The organism is Mycobacterium tuberculosis H37Rv, assembly GCF_000195955.2.
Lineage (GTDB): Bacteria > Actinomycetota > Actinomycetes > Mycobacteriales > Mycobacteriaceae > Mycobacterium > Mycobacterium tuberculosis.
Window position 1 is genome coordinate 688,724 of record NC_000962.3, and the last position, 14,494, is coordinate 703,217.

Consider the following 14,494-nt stretch of genomic DNA (forward strand, 5'->3'; position numbering starts at 1 on the left):
CAGGGCGGACCCGCTGGCCGCGGCGGCGGCACACATCAGCAGCGCCGCGGGAACCCTAGCCGACCTGCTGGGGCGGATCGTCCATTGCTGCACAGCAGCTTCGGGCACCTCGAGGGCATCCAGCAGCCGCTCATAGACGAGCTGGCAGAACTCGACCACGTGTTGGGCAAGCTGCCGGACGCCTACCGGATCATCGGCCGCGCCGGCGGCATATACGGTGACTTCTTCAACTTCTATCTGTGTGACATCTCACTGAAAGTCAACGGATTACAGCCTGGAGGTCCGGTACGCACCGTCAAGTTGTTCGGCCAGCCGACCGGCAGGTGCACACCGCAATGAGAACGCTGACCGAGTTCAACCGCGGCCGTGTCGGGATGATGGGTGCGGTGGTCACGGTGCTCGTCGTTGGTGTTGCGCAAAGCTTCACCAGCGTGCCGATGCTGTTCGCCACACCTACCTACTATGCGCAATTCGCCGACACGGGTGGCATCAACACGGGCGATAAGGTGGAAATCGCTGGGGTGAACGTCGGGCTGGTGCGCTCGCTGGCAATCCGCGGCAACCGCGTGTTGATCGGATTCTCGTTGCCCGGCAAGACAATCGGGATGCAAAGCCGGGCAGCAATTCGCACCGACACCATTCTTGGCCGTAAGAACCTGGAGATCGAACCCCGCGGTTCGGAGCCGTTGAAACCCAACGGTTTCCTGCCGTTGGCGCAGACCACTACGCCATACCAAATCTATGACGCGTTCGTCGATGTCACGAAGGCGGCGACGGGCTGGGACATCGATGCCGTCAAACGCTCGCTAAACGTGTTGTCGGAGACATTCGATCAGACCGCCCCGCATCTAAGTGCCGCCCTCGAGGGTGTCAAGGCATTCTCCGACACCGTCGGCCGGCGCGGCGAGCAGATCGAGCAACTGCTGGCGAACGCCAACAGGATCGCGCGCGTGCTCGGCGACCGCAGCGAGCAGGTCAACGGGCTGCTGGTGAATGCCAAGACGCTGCTGGCCGCGTTCAAGCAACGCAGCCAGGCACTGCGCATTCTGCTAACCAACGTGTCGGAGGCATCAGCCCAGGTATCTGGCCTGATCACAGACAACCCCAACCTCAACCATGTGCTGGCCCAGTTGCGCACGGTCAGCGAGGAGCTGGTGAAGCGCAAGAACGAATTGGCCGATGTAGCCGTCTTGCTCGGCAGATACACCGCGGCCCTGACAGAGGCCGTCGGTTCCGGACCGTTCTTCAAGGCGATGGTGGTCAATCTGCTGCCCTACCAGATTCTTCAGCCCTGGGTTGACGCGGCGTTCAAAAAGCGGGGCATCGACCCGGAGAACTTCTGGCGCAGTGCGGGTCTGCCGGAATTCCGCTGGCCCGACCCCAACGGCACCCGGTTCCCCAACGGCGCGCCGCCGGCGGCGCCACCGGTGCGGGAGGGTACACCCAAGCATCCGGGACCGGCCGTCCCGCCGGGAACGCCGTGCTCCTACACACCGGCGGCGGGCGCGTTGCCACGGCCCGACACCCCACTACCCTGCGCGGGCGCCACCGTTGGCCCGTTCGGTGGACCCGACTTCCCGGCACCGCTCGATGTCCAGCCGTCGCCGCCTAATCCCGATGGGCCGCCGCCGACGCCGGGCATCCTAAGTGCTGGGCGGCCGGGCGAGCCGGCTCCGGCTGTTCCGGGCATACCGATGCCGCTGCCGCCGAACGCGCCGCCGGGTGCACGCACCCAACCGCTTGAGCCGTTTCCTGACGGGACGGGAGGTAGCAACCAATGAGCACCATCTTCGACATCCGCAGCCTGCGACTGCCGAAACTGTCTGCAAAGGTAGTGGTCGTCGGCGGGTTGGTGGTGGTCTTGGCGGTCGTGGCCGCTGCGGCCGGCGCGCGGCTCTACCGGAAACTGACTACCACTACCGTGGTCGCGTATTTCTCTGAGGCGCTCGCGCTGTACCCAGGAGACAAAGTCCAGATCATGGGTGTGCGGGTCGGTTCTATCGACAAGATCGAGCCGGCCGGCGACAAGATGCGAGTCACGTTGCACTACAGCAACAAATACCAGGTGCCGGCCACGGCTACCGCGTCGATCCTCAACCCCAGCCTGGTGGCCTCGCGCACCATCCAGCTGTCACCGCCGTACACCGGCGGCCCGGTCTTGCAAGACGGCGCGGTGATCCCAATCGAGCGCACCCAGGTGCCCGTCGAGTGGGATCAGTTGCGCGATTCCATCAATGGGATCCTCCGCCAGCTCGGCCCGACGGAGCGGCAGCCGAAGGGGCCGTTCGGCGACCTCATCGAATCGGCCGCGGACAACCTGGCCGGCAAGGGCAGGCAGCTCAACGAAACGCTGAACAGTTTGTCGCAGGCGTTGACCGCGCTGAACGAGGGCCGGGGAGACTTCGTTGCGATCACGCGAAGCCTGGCGCTATTTGTCAGCGCGCTCTACCAGAATGATCAACAGTTCGTTGCGCTCAACGAAAACCTTGCCGAGTTCACCGACTGGTTCACCAAATCCGACCATGACTTGGCCGACACGGTGGAACGGATCGACGACGTTCTCGGCACCGTCCGAAAGTTCGTGAGCGACAACAGATCCGTGCTGGCTGCCGATGTCAACAACCTCGCCGACGCGACCACTACACTAGTGCAACCCGAGCCGCGGGACGGTCTGGAAACCGCGTTGCACGTGTTGCCGACCTACGCCAGCAACTTCAACAACCTTTACTATCCACTGCACAGCTCTCTGGTGGGCCAGTTCGTGTTCCCCAACTTCGCGAACCCAATTCAGCTCATTTGCAGCGCTATTCAGGCCGGCAGCCGACTCGGCTATCAGGAATCCGCCGAGCTGTGCGCGCAGTACTTGGCACCGGTTCTGGACGCTCTCAAGTTCAATTACTTGCCGTTCGGCTCAAACCCGTTCAGTTCGGCGGCCACTTTGCCCAAGGAGGTGGCTTACTCCGAGGAGCGGCTCCGCCCGCCGCCCGGGTACAAGGACACCACTGTCCCAGGGATCTTCTCGCGGGACACACCGTTTTCACACGGCAACCATGAACCGGGCTGGGTCGTTGCGCCCGGGATGCAGGGTATGCAGGTTCAGCCGTTTACCGCGAACATGCTCACCCCGGAATCGCTGGCAGAGCTGCTGGGTGGTCCGGATATTGCCCCCCCGCCGCCGGGAACCAACTTGCCCGGACCGCCGAATGCGTATGACGAGTCCAATCCGTTGCCGCCGCCGTGGTACCCGCAGCCCGCGTCCCTCCCGGCTGCGGGCGCCACAGGACAGCCAGGCCCGGGCCAGTGAGGTGCGGCGTGAGCGCGGGTAGCGCGAACGGCAAGCCGAACCGTTGGACCCTGAGGTGCGGCGTGAGCGCGGGTCACCGTGGATCGGTGTTCTTGCTGGCGGTCTTGCTGGCCCCGGTGGTTTTGACTTCGTGTACCTGGCGTGGCATCGCCAATGTGCCGCTGCCGGTCGGCCGGGGTATGGGTCCGGATCGCATGACGATCTACGTGCAGATGCCTGACACGCTGGCGCTGAACACTAACAGCCGGGTCAGGGTTGCCGACGTCTGGGTCGGTACGGTGCGTGACATCAGCCTGAGGAACTGGATCGCGACCCTGACGCTGGAGCTCGAGCCGACCGTGCGGCTACCGGCAAATGCGACCGCGAAGATCGGCCAGACCAGCCTGTTAGGCACACAACATGTCGAGCTGGCCGCACCGCCAATCCCGTCACCGCAGCCGCTGAAAAGCGGCGACACCATCGGCCTGAAGAACTCCTCGGCCTACCCTACCGTCGAACGGACCTTGGCCAGCGTCGCGTTGATCCTCACCGGCGGCGGCATCGTCAACCTCGACGTGATTCAAACCGAGATCCTCAACATCCTTGACGGCCATGCCGGTCAGATTCGCGAATTCCTCGAGCGGCTAGCCACTTTCACCGCCGAGCTGAACAACCAACGCGGCGATCTGACTCGCGCAATCGACTCAACCAACCAACTCCTGACCATCATCGCCAACCGCAACGACACGCTGGATCGGGTGCTCACTGACGTCCCACCGCTGATCGAGCATTTCGCCGACACCGGTCAGCTGTTCGCTGACGCCACCGAATCCTTGGGGCGGTTCAGCGAAGTCGCCAACCGGGCGCTGGCGGCTACCCGGCCTAACCTTCACCAGACGCTGCAGTCGTTGCAGCGGCCGTTAAGGCAATTGGAACGGGCTTCGCCGTATGTGGTCGGCGCGTTGAAGCTAGGCCTCACCGCTCCGTTCAACATCGACGAGGTGCCAAACGTTATCCGCGGCGACTACGTCAACGTGTCCGCGACGTTCGACGTGACGCTTTCTGCACTCGACAACGCACTGCTGAGCGGAACGGGCATCTCGGGAATGTTGCGTGCGCTCGAGCAGGCGTGGGGACGGGATCCGGACACCATGATCCCGGATGTCCGCTACACGCCGAACCCGAATGACGCGCCGGGCGGACCGCTGGTGGAAAGGGCTGAGTGAGGAGATGCTGACTCGCGCTATCAAGACCCAGCTGGTGTTGTTGACGGTGTTGGCGGTCATCGCGGTGGTGGTCCTTGGTTGGTATTTCCTGCGGATACCCAGCCTGGTCGGCATCGGTCGATACACGCTTTATGCCGAATTGCCTCGGTCCGGGGGTCTATACCGAACAGCCAACGTCACATATCGGGGCATCACCATAGGGAAGGTCACCGGCGTCGAACCAACCGAGCGGGGCGCGCGAGCAACCATGAGCATCGACAATGGCTACCAGATCCCCACCGACGCCTCGGCCAATGTGCACTCAGTGTCGGCGGTCGGCGAGCAGTTCGTTGACCTGGTGTCGACCCGCACCAGCGGTCCGTATCTGCGGCATGGGCAGACGATCACCACGACTACGGTCCCCAGCCAGATTGGCCCGGCGCTGGACGCCGCCAACCGTGGATTGGCAGTGCTGCCCAAAGACCGGGTCGCGTCGGTGCTGCACGAGGCGTCGGAGGCCGTGGGCGGGCTGGGATCCTCACTGAATCGCCTCATCGAAGCCACCCAGGCAATCGCCCACGATGTCAGGGGCAGCCTCGAGGACATCGACGACATCATCGAGCGTTCGGCGCCTATCATCGATAGCCAGGTCAATTCCGGCAACGAGATCGCCCGCTGGGCCGCCAACCTCAACACGCTGGCCGCTCAGACCGCGCAGACCGATCCGGCGGTGCGAAGCATTCTGGCCAACGCGGCACCGACTGCCGATCAGGTCAACGCCACGTTCAGCGACGTGCGGGAGTCGTTGCCGCAGACGCTGGCCAATCTCGAGGTCGTAATCGATATGCTCAAGCGCTACCACAACGGCGTCGAGCAGGCGTTGGTGTTCTTGCCGCAGTCCGGCGCGATCGCCCAGTCGGTTACTACAGAGTTCCCCGGCCAGGCCGGACTGGGTGTCGGCGGCCTGGCGCTCAACCAACCACCGCCGTGCCTGACCGGCTTCCTGCCGGCGTCGGAGTGGCGGTCACCTGCTGACACCAGCACCGCACCGCTACCCAAGGGCACCTACTGCAGGATTCCGATGGACGCGAGCAATGTGGTTCGTGGAGCACGCAACAACCCGTGTGTAGACGTGCCCGGCAAGCGGGCGGCGACCCCGCGGGAATGCCGCAGCAATGAAGCTTATGTGCCCGGGGGCACCAATCCCTGGTATGGGGACCCCAACCAGATGCTCAGCTGTCCCGCGCCGGCCGCGCGTTGTGACCAGCCGGTGAAGCCAGGCCAGGTGATCCCGGCGCCGTCAGTTAACAATGGCATCAACCCGCTGCCCGCCGATCAGCTGCCAGGCACACCTCCACCGGTCAACGATCCTTTGCAGCGACCTGGGTCAGGCACCGTCCAGTGCAATGGGCAACAACCCAACCCGTGCGTCTACACCCCGAGCACATTTCCTACAACCATTTACGACGTGCAGAGCGGCAAAGTCGTAGCACCCGACGGTGTGGTGTATTCCGTTGAGGCTTCGACTCATGCCGGAGCCGACGGATGGAAGGTGATGCTGGCACCAACCGGCTGAGCCGGCGCGATCAGGTACCGGCGGATTCGCGCTGGTCAAGAAAGGCAACCGTCAGATCGTTATGACCTCGACGTCGGGCATGGCGGCGTAGTCGTTGTCTTGGGTCAGGATCGCAATGCCGTGCGCCACGGCTGTGGCCGCAATCCAGCTGTCGTTGATCGGCACGCGCAGTTTGGCGGCGCGCAGCTTGGACACCAGTAATGCCCATGCTTCGGAGACCGCCTCGTCGATGCCTAGTGGTTCGAACCGTTGCGCAAGCTGGTAGGTGGAGAGCCGACGTGCGGCGGCCTCGGGGCCGGAGGCTTGCAACACCCCGAGCCGCAGCTCGCCGAGTGTGACTACCGAGACGCCCCATTCGTATCCCGCAAACCGGTCCGGGTCGAATCGTGTCGCCTCGATGCCAATGAAAACGGATGTGTCGGCGAGGGCGCGCCGTACGTTCACCACCGCACATCGTCCGTGGTTTGCGTCAGCGTCTCTCGCAGCTCCTCGCCCAGATTGGTGGTATCGGGGCCCAAGCGCACCAGTTCGCCGATCACCTCGGCAGCTGGCAACCATTGGCGGCGCCGCTTGAGCGGAACGATGCGCGCTACGGGGCGATTGTCCTTGAGCACCTCGATTTCCTCGCCGGCGGCAACTCGCCGCAGTACCTCGGCGGTGTGGTTGCGAAGATCGCGAGCGGGTATCGTAGCAGACATGCTACGAGTGTAGCGGAGCTGCTGTCGCGCCGCCTCGTCTCGATGTCTGCGGTCACGATCTCCGCAGGTTACGGCCGCTGCTGTGCCCGCAGTCGCCCGCGATGGTGGGCCCGTCGGGGTAGATTGCGAGCGCGCCCGGACGGAGGCCGCCGATGCCGAAGTGCCGTGATTTGTTCGAAGAGTTAGCCGGCCCAGAGCGTGCTAACGGGTAACGCCGCGAGCGTTGGGCCGAACGGGGTGGCTTCCGGCGCGGCGGTGAGCAGCACGCCGAACTGAAATCGATCATCGAGCCGCTCGGCCAGATAACGTAGGCCACGCAGGTCCTCGGCTCGCGGCGTGCTGGTCGCCTTGACCTCGATGCCGCAGACCCGACCATCGGGATGTTCGAGCACCAGATCGACCTCGGCGCCGCCGCGGTCGCGAAAATGCCACAGACTCGGCCGTTCGGTCGACCAGGTGAGCTGTTTGCGAATCTCGTTCGCCACGAAAGTCTCCAGTAGCGGGCCGAGTGGACGGCCGGGGCGATCCAGCGTCGCACCGGTAACGCCGAGCAGGTGACACGCCAGGCCACTGTCCGAGACCACCAGTTTCGGTCGGCGAATCACCTTGCGGCTCAGGTTGGTCGACCAGGCCGGCACCCGGTGGATAAGGAACGCCGCTTCCAGCAGGGCCAGATAGCCAGCGGTGGTGCGAGCCGGGATCGACAGGTCGTTCGCCAGTGCGCTCACGTTGAGCTCGGCGCCGGTACGCGCGGCGCAGAGCCGAAGCACACGCGGCATTTCGGCAAGCCGCTCGATCGGCGAAATCTCGCGGATCACCGACTGCGTCGCCGTCGTGAGATAGTTGTCGAACCACGCGCGACGCCTCGACGGCGATCGGGCGACGATGTCCGGGAAGCCTCCGGTGGCGATCCTGTCGACCAGATCGGCGCGGCGCATATCGGAGCCGTGGATCAGCTCGCGTGGTGCGGTGAACAGCGCATCGACGAAACCGTCCGCGATTCCGGCCCGCTCACCTTGCGAGAACGGCCAGAGTTCGATGATTTCGACCCGCCCGACGAGCGCGTCGGCCATGTCAGGAGCCGAGAGCAGCCTCGCTGAACCCGTGAGCAGGAACCTGCCCGGCCTGCGATCCCGGTCGACCTCTGCCTTGATCGCCCGAAACAGCCCCGGCTCGAGCTGGGCTTCGTCGATGACGAGCGTGTCCACCGGCCGGGATACGAATGCGCGGGGATCGTCGCGGGCGGCGTCGCGGTTGGCGACGTCGTCAAGCGAGACGACTTCGCTGGATCCCGGATAGTCAAGTCGCGCGACCAGTGTTGTTTTGCCGACCTGACGCGCGCCGTTGACAACGACGACCGGGGTGTCGGCGAGCGCGGCCAGCACCGAGGGCGCGATCGCGCGTTCGACGACTCCCATGCGGACAGAATACGCTGCCGATTTGTCTACCTATTGGCTGCCGATTCGTCCCCATTAGCGGTGCGGATTAGTCCACATCATCGCTGCGGATCCGTCCGACGGCGGCCCTGAGCCACGTGGCCGACGAAGAACGCTCGGAGGCGCTGCTGCGGGAGCGCTCGCTGCACTACGTGGCCAGTAGCCGGGCGGGGGACATGTTGGTGGTGACCTGGAGCGGACAGCGGTCGGAGTTGTTGAGTCAGCTGAAGATTCACGCGGCGACAACGACGTGGACGCCGATCTTTTCGTAAGTGTCCTTGGCTCGAGCATCGCGTGTGGCGAGTTCAGCCCGGTGCTCGGCGGCGGCAAGGGCCACGAGAGCGTCATAGACCGCGCCACCAGTGATCTCGAATTGGGCCAGCACGCGTGGGAGATGTTCAGTGGTGCGGGAACTCAACAACAGCGGTGCCGCAAAGCGTTCGGTAAGAAGCCGCGCGGCGTCCATCGGTGCCAGTCGTAGGTCACGCGGCAGGCGGGTCAGCACGGAGTAGGTTTCGGCCAGGGCGTGCCCGCACAGCGCGGCCTCCCGATGTGCCCACCAGGCGACAACCGCCGCATGCGCGGTATGGGTCCGTACCAGCAACGGAATCGCGACGCTGGTGTCCACTGCCAGCGGCGGTTTCACTTCCGGCCGCTATCGATAAGGCCGAACACGACCTCATCGTCGATCGTGGTCTCACCGGTGGCCACCAGTACGCCATTCTCCTCTTCGAGACGCGCTGTTCGTCCGGTGGGAATCAGGTGGAGACCAGCGCCATAGCGGGATATTTCCACGGTGGACCCCGGTTGCAGCCCCAAGGCTTCGCGCAGCGGTTTGGGTACGACGATGCGGCCAGCCGCATCCACAACAGCCTTCATGGGAATACGATACCAATGGCTTCCCACTCAGGTGCGGAAGTCGACTCACCGCCGTTACCACGACCCCGACGACCACACCGTCAGCTGCGGCGCGGCGTGGCGACTATTGGTCGCTAGTGTCGTGCTCCCGATTCGGGTCCTTTGTATCTGATGACGTGATCCGCGGAAGCTCCTCGTGGAAGGGCGGCCGCGGTGTGGGGAGGGTGATGCGGAGTTCGGCCCCGCCGTCGGGGTGGTTGGTGGCGTTGGCATGTCCGCCGTGGGTGGTGGTGAGGGCGGCGACGATGGCCAGGCCGAGGCCGCTGCCGCGACCGCCGCGGGCGGTGTCGGCGCGGGTGAATCGGTCGAAGGCGACGGGAAGAAAGTGGTCGGCGAATCCGGGGCCGTGGTCGCGGACGCCGATGTCGACTGCACCGTCGCGGGCGTGCGCGGTGACAGCGATTTCACCGTCCCCGTGGGTGATGGCGTTGTCGAGCACGGCGGTGAGGATTCGGCGCAGGTGGTCCGGATCGATCGAGACGAACAGGTCCGGTTCCGCGCGTGTGGTGATGTCCGCTCCAGTAGCGGCGAAGCGGGCCACGCTCTCGTGCAGCAGGGGAGTGATCGGCACCGCTTTGGCGGAGGGGTGGGATTCGGGGCGGTCGGCGCGGGCCAGGGTGAGCAGTTGGTCGGCCAGTCCGCTGAGCCGGCGGGTTTCTTCGAGCGCGGAGCGCAGGGCGGCGCTCAGCTGGTCGGCGGGTCTGGGCCGGCGCAGCGCAGTTCGAGTTCGGTGGTCAGCAGTGCCAACGGGGTGCGTAATTCGTGGCTGGCGTCGGCGACGAACTGTTGTTCGTGGGCGAGGGCCCGTTGCAGTCGGGTGAGCATGGTGTTGAGAGTCGTTGCTAGCCAAGCGATCTCGTCGTCGGTGGGAGGTACCGGCAGCGGCGCGTCGGTGTCGGGGTGCGGCGTGGTGGTCAGTGTTTGCGCCGCCGCGCGGATCCGGTCGACGGGCCGCAGCGCGGCGCGGCTGAGCAGGTAGGCGGCCACCGCGGCGATGACGAGCACGATCGGCAGGATGGTCACCAATTCCCGGACCAGATCGGCGGTGATGTCGTCGGTGAGCCCGCGCAGCGCGCCATCGGGGTCGGCTTCGTGAGCGGCGTCGCGGAACTGGACGACGGTGACGGCGCCGGCTGCTGCCAGAACGAGCGCCATGGCGGCGCTGAAGACGAGGGTGAGTCGCCATCGGATGGGCCACTCAGCGGGGGAGCGCATGCCGTCCTCCGTCCTTGCGCAGCCGGTATCCGGCACCGCGAATGGTTTCCAGCGAGGTGACGCCGAAGGGCCGGTCGATCTTGTCGCGCAGGTAGCGGATGTAGACGTCGACGATGTTGGAGCGGGCCTCGTAGGCGGCGTCCCAGCAGCGTTCCAGCAGCTGGGCGCGGGTGTGGACGATGCCGGGACGGCGGATCAGGGCTTCCAGCAGGGTGAATTCCTTGTGACTGAGCCGGATTTCGGTGTCGGCACGCCAGACTCGGTGTTCGCTCGGGTCCAGGCGTAGATCGCCGGCCTCCAGCGTCGGTGGGCGTGGGATGGGCCCGCGCCGTGACAGCGCGCGCAACCGGGCGAACAGTTCGTCGAGGTTGAACGGTTTGGTGAGGTAATCGTCGGCGCCGCCGTCTAGGCCCGCGATGCGGTCGGTGACCGCGCCGCGGGCGGTAAGCATCAGCACCGGTGTCCACACCCGCTGCCGTCGCAGCCGCGCGCATACCTCGAACCCGTCGATACCGGGCAGCATCACATCCAGCACCACCGCGTCGTAGTCACCGCCGTCGACGGCCGCCACCGCATGGCGGCCGTCGGCAACGGTGTCGACCGTGTGGCCCTCCTCGGTCAGCGCCCGCGCCAGCAGCGCCGTCATCTTGGGCTCGTCCTCGACCACCAGGATGCGCACACCCGACACCCTGCCGCATGCCCGGCCCGGGCCGCGACCAGCTCTCATCGTCGTTTCATCTGCCACCCCTACCGTCGGAGCCGCACACCGTCACAGCGAGGTAGACAGATCAGGAGAAAGCGATGAATCGCATCGTGCAGTTCGGAGTTTCCGCCGTGGCCGCGGCGGCGATCGGCATCGGAGCCGGGTCGGGGATCGCGGCGGCGTTCGACGGCGAGGACGAGGTGACCGGCCCCGACGCCGACCGCGCGCGCGCCGCCGCGGTGCAGGCGGTCCCGGGCGGCACCGCCGGAGAAGTCGAGACCGAGACCGGCGAAGGCGCCGCCGCCTACGGCGTGCTGGTCACCCGGCCCGACGGCACCCGTGTCGAGGTCCACCTGGACCGGGATTTCCGGGTTCTGGACACCGAACCGGCCGACGGGGACGGCGGTTAGCATCGGCGCATGCCCGCACCGGGCCACCGATAGCCTCCGGGTGCGCACCGATGAGATCTAGCGAGGAGACCATGATCAGGCGACGAGGCGCCCGTATGGCCGCGCTGCTGGCGGCGGCCGCGCTGGCACTGACCGCATGCGCGGGCAGCGACGACAAGGGCGAACCCGACGACGGCGGGGACCGGGGCGCATCCTTGGCCACCACCAGCGATGCGGACTGGAAGCCGGTGGCCGACATTCTCGGCCGAACCGGCAAGCTGAACGATGGCAGCGTCTACAAAATCGGGTTTGCGCGCTCGGATCTGAGCGTGCAGACCAAGGGGGTGACCGTCGCCCCCGCGCTGTCACTCGGGTCGTGGGTCGCGTTCGCCCGCACCCCCGACGGGCAGACCATGCTGATGGGAGATCTGGTGGTCACCGAAGACGAGCTGGCCTCGGTGACCGACGCCGTGCAGGCCGGCGGCCTGCAGCAGACCGCGCTGCACAAGCACCTGCTCGAGCAGTCGCCGCCGATCTGGTGGACCCACATCGCCGGCCACGGCGACGCCGCCGACCTGGCCCGTGCGGTCCGGTCGGCGCTGGATGCCACCGACACACCACCGCCCGCCTCGGCAACTTCCGGCCAGACCAGCTTGGACCTGGACACCGCGGCCATCGATGAGGCGCTGGGCCGCTCCGGCACCATCGCGGGCGGGGTGTACAAATTCTTCATCGCCCGCCGCGATCCGGTCACCATGTCCGGCATGCTCATCCCCCCGTCCATGGGTCTGGCTACCGCCCTCAACTTCCAGCCCACCGGCAACGGCCGCGCGGCGATCAACGGCGATTTCGTCATGACCGCCGCCGAGGTCCAAGACGTCGTCCAAGCACTGCGCGGCGGCGGAATCGACATCGTCGCCATACACAACCACGGGTTCGACGAACAACCACGCCTGTTCTACATGCACTTCTGGGCCGAGAACGACGCCGTCGCACTCGCCCGCACGCTACGCGCCGCGGTGGACGCCACCGCGGCCCGGTGACCCCGCGCCCCGGCGCATACCGACCCGCCGCGAACCACCGGTGGCGGACGTGGTCATGCAGGCGTCGTGCGATGACGTCCTCGTTCAATGGGCCATGTTCGGCCGGGATCCTCGCCACGGCACGGTCGCATGGAACGCTTCGGCCACGGTGGCCACCCTATGCCGCGTCGAGCCGGGGCTGCCAACTGTTGCGCGGTGAGTGGTCGGTAGTTGTCGGTGGCGTGCTGTAGGAACAGAGGTATGAATCTCGCGGCGTGGGCCGAGCGCAATGGCGTCGCGCGGGTGACCGCGTATCGCTGGTTCCACGCTGGGCTCTTGCCGGTCCCGGCCCGGAAGGTTGGTCGACTCATTCTGGTCGACGAGCTGGCTAGCGAGGCTGGCGCGCAGCCAAAGACTGCGGTGTACGCGCGGGTGTCGTCGGCTGATCAGAAGTCTGATTTGGATCGGCAGGTGGCGCGGGTGACTTCGTGGGCCACAGCCGAACAGATCCCGGTCGACAAGGTTGTCACCGAGGTCGGGTCGGTGCTCAACGGGCACCGACGTAAGTTCCCTGCGGTGCTGCGCGATCTGTCGGTCACGCGGATTGTGGTTGAGCATCGGGATCGGTTCTGCCGGTTCGGTTCGGAGTATGTCCACGCTGCGCTGGCCGCTCAGGGTCGGGAGTTGGTCGTGGTGGACTCGGCCGAGGTTGACGATGACCTGGTATGGGATATGACCGAGATTCTGACCTCGATGTGCGCAAGGTTGTATGGCAAACGTGCTGCTCAGAACCGGGCCAAGCGGGCCGTCGCGGCTGCCGCTGTCGATGATCATGAGGCGGCCTGAGATGCCGCGTTTGGAGATCCCCAACGGCTGGTGTGTGCAAGCGTTCCGGTTCACACTCGATCCGACCGCCGAGCAGGCACACGCGTTGGCGCGGCATTTCGGCGCCCGCCGCAAGGCCTACAACTGGACCGTCGCGCAGCTGAAAGCCGATATCCAAGCGTGGCGCGCGACCGGCGCCCAGACGGCGAAGCCGTCGCTTCGGGTACTGCGGAAACGCTGGAACACGGTGAAAGACGAGGTGTGTGTCAACGCCGAGACTGGCACCGTGTGGTGGCCGGAATGCTCGAAAGAGGCCTACGCCGACGGGATCGCGGGCGCGGTCGACGCGTACTGGAACTGGCAGCAGAGGCGTGCTGGCAAGCGCGACGGCAAGAGAATGGGCTTCCCTCGATTCAAGAAGAAGGGCCGCGACGCCGATCGCGTGTCGTTCACCACGGGTGCGATGCGCGTTGAGCCCGACCGTAGACACCTCACTTTGCCGGTGATCGGCTGCGTGCGTACGCATGAGAACACCCGCCGCATCGAGCGCCTCATCGCCAAAGACCGGGCGCGGGTGCTGGCGATCACGGTGCGCCGCAACGGCACCCGGCTGGATGCGAGTGTGCGGGTACTGGTGCAGCGCCCCCAGCAACCCAACGTGGAACTGCCTGAGTCGCGAATCGGTGTCGACGTGGGTGTTCGTCGTCTGGCCACGGTCGCCACCGCGGACGGCGCATGCTGCCCGGTCCTGGTGCCAGACGGCTAACGCTGGGCATTATCCCCGAGGGCGGCGCCCATATCGACGTGCCCCGAAAGACCGTGGGCGCCTGGCAAACAGCCGACACCATGGGCATCTTCCAGGCCCTTCCCGACGTCTGGGGCGGGTGGCGGACCGAATGCTGGGAAGACCGCTTCGAAGAGCAGCTGATTCGATGCAACGGGGCGCTGCGGCTTCCCGAGCTGGATTTGGCCGCGGGCATGGACAGCGCCCGGGAGTGGCTCCGTGACAGGATATTTCAGCGCTTCTCGGACAGCCCGGCAGGCCAAATTCTGAAACTCTCCGAGCTGCTGGCCGATGTCGGACCCGGTCTGGTCGTCAGCGACGATGCCGTGACGAATGGCGGGGCTCGCCCAAACAACGAAGAGTGGGCGCGTTTCGTTGCGGCGTGCGATCTGGTGCGTGGGGCTCACGCCGAATCGGCCTGACTTCGGGGATAGTGGTAC

Annotated in this window: 16 protein-coding genes and 2 other annotated features; of the genes, 8 read left to right on the plus strand and 8 right to left on the minus strand. The window is 66.0% G+C overall.

The window, feature by feature from the left end; translation table 11 throughout:
* Positions 1-335: 335 nt before the first annotated feature.
* Genes mce2C through mce2F form a run of 4 tightly spaced genes read left to right on the plus strand, consistent with a single transcriptional unit; the run spans position 336 to position 6,064 of the window.
* Positions 336-1,781: an Mce family protein Mce2C gene (gene mce2C / locus Rv0591; protein ID NP_215105.1), complete on the plus strand. Its 1,446-nt coding sequence runs from the start codon at positions 336-338 to the stop codon at positions 1,779-1,781.
* The gene (gene mce2D, locus Rv0592) at positions 1,778-3,304 is read left to right on the plus strand and encodes an Mce family protein Mce2D (RefSeq protein ID NP_215106.1); all 1,527 of its coding nucleotides are present in this window, start codon (positions 1,778-1,780) and stop codon (positions 3,302-3,304) included. Before mce2C ends, mce2D begins: the two co-directional genes overlap by 4 nt.
* Positions 3,301-4,509 carry an Mce family lipoprotein LprL gene (gene lprL, locus Rv0593; RefSeq protein ID NP_215107.1) on the plus strand — a complete coding sequence of 403 codons (1,209 nt, stop codon included), beginning with the start codon at positions 3,301-3,303 and terminating at the stop codon, positions 4,507-4,509. The genes mce2D and lprL overlap by 4 nt, the downstream gene beginning before the upstream one ends.
* A 4-nt stretch (positions 4,510-4,513) precedes the next feature.
* Positions 4,514-6,064 carry an Mce family protein Mce2F gene (gene mce2F / locus Rv0594; protein ID NP_215108.1) on the plus strand — a complete coding sequence of 517 codons (1,551 nt, stop codon included), beginning with the start codon at positions 4,514-4,516 and terminating at the stop codon, positions 6,062-6,064.
* A 51-nt stretch (positions 6,065-6,115) separates the two neighbouring features.
* Here mce2F and vapC4 read toward each other — a convergent pair whose 3' ends face one another.
* From vapC4 to tcrA, 8 genes are all read right to left on the minus strand, one after another.
* Positions 6,116-6,508, minus strand: a complete 393-nt coding sequence (gene vapC4, locus Rv0595c) for a ribonuclease VapC4 (RefSeq protein NP_215109.1) — start codon at positions 6,506-6,508, stop codon at positions 6,116-6,118.
* Positions 6,505-6,762: an antitoxin VapB4 gene (vapB4, locus tag Rv0596c; protein ID NP_215110.1), complete on the minus strand. Its 258-nt coding sequence runs from the start codon at positions 6,760-6,762 to the stop codon at positions 6,505-6,507. The genes vapC4 and vapB4 overlap by 4 nt, the downstream gene beginning before the upstream one ends.
* Positions 6,763-6,944: 182 nt before the next feature.
* Complete coding sequence (locus Rv0597c) at positions 6,945-8,180, minus strand: hypothetical protein (protein NP_215111.1); 1,236 nt, start codon at positions 8,178-8,180, stop codon at positions 6,945-6,947.
* Positions 8,181-8,430: 250 nt separating this feature from the next.
* The gene (vapC27, locus tag Rv0598c; protein ID NP_215112.1) at positions 8,431-8,844 is read right to left on the minus strand and encodes a ribonuclease VapC27; all 414 of its coding nucleotides are present in this window, start codon (positions 8,842-8,844) and stop codon (positions 8,431-8,433) included.
* Positions 8,841-9,077 carry an antitoxin VapB27 gene (gene vapB27 / locus Rv0599c; protein NP_215113.1) on the minus strand — a complete coding sequence of 79 codons (237 nt, stop codon included), beginning with the start codon at positions 9,075-9,077 and terminating at the stop codon, positions 8,841-8,843. Before vapB27 ends, vapC27 begins: the two co-directional genes overlap by 4 nt.
* A 103-nt stretch (positions 9,078-9,180) precedes the next feature.
* Positions 9,181-9,687 carry a two component sensor kinase HK1 gene (locus Rv0600c; RefSeq protein ID NP_215114.2) on the minus strand — a complete coding sequence of 169 codons (507 nt, stop codon included), beginning with the start codon at positions 9,685-9,687 and terminating at the stop codon, positions 9,181-9,183.
* A 113-nt stretch (positions 9,688-9,800) separates the two neighbouring features.
* Complete coding sequence (locus tag Rv0601c; protein NP_215115.1) at positions 9,801-10,271, minus strand: two component sensor kinase HK2; 471 nt, start codon at positions 10,269-10,271, stop codon at positions 9,801-9,803.
* Positions 10,272-10,314: 43 nt separating this feature from the next.
* On the minus strand, positions 10,315-11,076 hold the full coding sequence (gene tcrA, locus Rv0602c; RefSeq protein NP_215116.1) for a two component DNA binding transcriptional regulator TcrA: 762 nt from the start codon (positions 11,074-11,076) through the stop codon (positions 10,315-10,317).
* A gap of 56 nt (positions 11,077-11,132) precedes the next feature.
* Here tcrA and Rv0603 point away from each other — a divergent pair, with 56 nt between their 5' ends.
* The 4 genes from Rv0603 to Rv0607 all read left to right on the plus strand — a co-directional run bounded on the left by Rv0603 (position 11,133) and on the right by Rv0607 (position 14,476).
* On the plus strand, positions 11,133-11,444 hold the full coding sequence (locus Rv0603; protein NP_215117.1) for a hypothetical protein: 312 nt from the start codon (positions 11,133-11,135) through the stop codon (positions 11,442-11,444).
* A gap of 71 nt (positions 11,445-11,515) precedes the next feature.
* Positions 11,516-12,466 carry a lipoprotein LpqO gene (gene lpqO / locus Rv0604; RefSeq protein NP_215118.1) on the plus strand — a complete coding sequence of 317 codons (951 nt, stop codon included), beginning with the start codon at positions 11,516-11,518 and terminating at the stop codon, positions 12,464-12,466.
* Positions 12,467-12,523: 57 nt separating this feature from the next.
* Positions 12,524-12,646: a repeat region (123 bp imperfect direct repeat 2, 92/103 bp identical to first copy at 709425..709548,AGCCCCGGCTCGACGCGGCATAGGGTGGCCACCGTGGCCGAAGCGTTCCATGCGACCGTGCCGTGGCGAGGATCCCGGCCGAACATGGCCCATTGAACGAGGACGTCATCGCACGACGCCTGC. This region is a possible MT-complex-specific genomic island (See Becq et al., 2007).), on the minus strand.
* Between the two features lie 14 nt (positions 12,647-12,660).
* Positions 12,661-14,044 (plus strand) — a mobile genetic element (IS1536, len: 1384 nt. Partial copy of insertion sequence IS_1536. This region is a possible MT-complex-specific genomic island (See Becq et al.,2007).).
* Entirely contained in the window at positions 12,707-13,291 is a 585-nt protein-coding gene (locus Rv0605; RefSeq protein NP_215119.2) for an IS1536 family serine type transposase, read from the plus strand. (Overlaps the previous feature by 585 nt.)
* 45 nt (positions 14,045-14,089) lie before the next feature.
* Complete coding sequence (locus Rv0607) at positions 14,090-14,476, plus strand: hypothetical protein (protein ID NP_215121.1); 387 nt, start codon at positions 14,090-14,092, stop codon at positions 14,474-14,476.
* Positions 14,477-14,494 lie beyond the last annotated feature (18 nt).

Excerpts from the sequence above, each read along its gene's own strand:
- Rv0605 (NP_215119.2), top strand. The coding sequence starts at position 12,707 with ATGAATCTCGCGGCGTGGGCCGAGCGCAATGGCGTCGCGCGGGTGACC.
- mce2F (NP_215108.1), top strand. The coding sequence starts at position 4,514 with ATGCTGACTCGCGCTATCAAGACCCAGCTGGTGTTGTTGACGGTGTTG.
- Rv0603 (NP_215117.1), top strand. The coding sequence starts at position 11,133 with ATGAATCGCATCGTGCAGTTCGGAGTTTCCGCCGTGGCCGCGGCGGCG.
- mce2D (NP_215106.1), top strand. The coding sequence starts at position 1,778 with ATGAGCACCATCTTCGACATCCGCAGCCTGCGACTGCCGAAACTGTCT.
- vapB4 (NP_215110.1), bottom strand. The coding sequence starts at position 6,762 with ATGTCTGCTACGATACCCGCTCGCGATCTTCGCAACCACACCGCCGAG.
- Rv0597c (NP_215111.1), bottom strand. The coding sequence starts at position 8,180 with ATGGGAGTCGTCGAACGCGCGATCGCGCCCTCGGTGCTGGCCGCGCTC.
- mce2C (NP_215105.1), top strand. The coding sequence starts at position 336 with ATGAGAACGCTGACCGAGTTCAACCGCGGCCGTGTCGGGATGATGGGT.
- vapB27 (NP_215113.1), bottom strand. The coding sequence starts at position 9,077 with ATGAAGGCTGTTGTGGATGCGGCTGGCCGCATCGTCGTACCCAAACCG.
- Rv0601c (NP_215115.1), bottom strand. The coding sequence starts at position 10,271 with ATGGCGCTCGTTCTGGCAGCAGCCGGCGCCGTCACCGTCGTCCAGTTC.
- lpqO (NP_215118.1), top strand. The coding sequence starts at position 11,516 with ATGATCAGGCGACGAGGCGCCCGTATGGCCGCGCTGCTGGCGGCGGCC.